The sequence below is a fragment of the Lacrimispora sp. 210928-DFI.3.58 genome (assembly GCF_020554865.1).
In the GTDB taxonomy this organism is placed as follows: domain Bacteria; phylum Bacillota; class Clostridia; order Lachnospirales; family Lachnospiraceae; genus Enterocloster.
On the sequence record NZ_JAJCIC010000119.1, the window covers coordinates 1 to 322 of the forward strand.

The 322-nt window shown below is 55.0% G+C and carries 1 tRNA gene; it reads right to left on the minus strand.

From position 1 onward, the window contains the following. Positions 1 to 189: 189 nt before the first annotated feature. Positions 190 to 263, minus strand: a tRNA-Ile gene (locus LIZ87_RS22190). Positions 264 to 322: the final 59 nt, after the last annotated feature.

The window sequence follows — 322 nt, forward strand, 5'->3', positions numbered from 1 at the left end:
ACTCTTGACCCCCTGCTTGCAAGGCAGGTGCTCTCCCAACTGAGCTACACCCCCACAGATTCCTCCTGGGATGCGGGTCCCCCCGTTTCCCGGGCAACCTCTATTCTGTTGATTGGATTTTTTAATCCAATGGGCTTAAGTGAGCCTTTCCTCCCGTGCGAATGTTATCGCGGAAAAGGTACACCTAAATGGGCTTAAGTGGACTCGAACCACCGACCTCACGCTTATCAGGCGTGCGCTCTAACCGGCTGAGCTATAAGCCCGGTTAAATCTGGCACTCACCTGCTCTCCCATGCCGTCTCCAGCATAGTACCATCGGCCG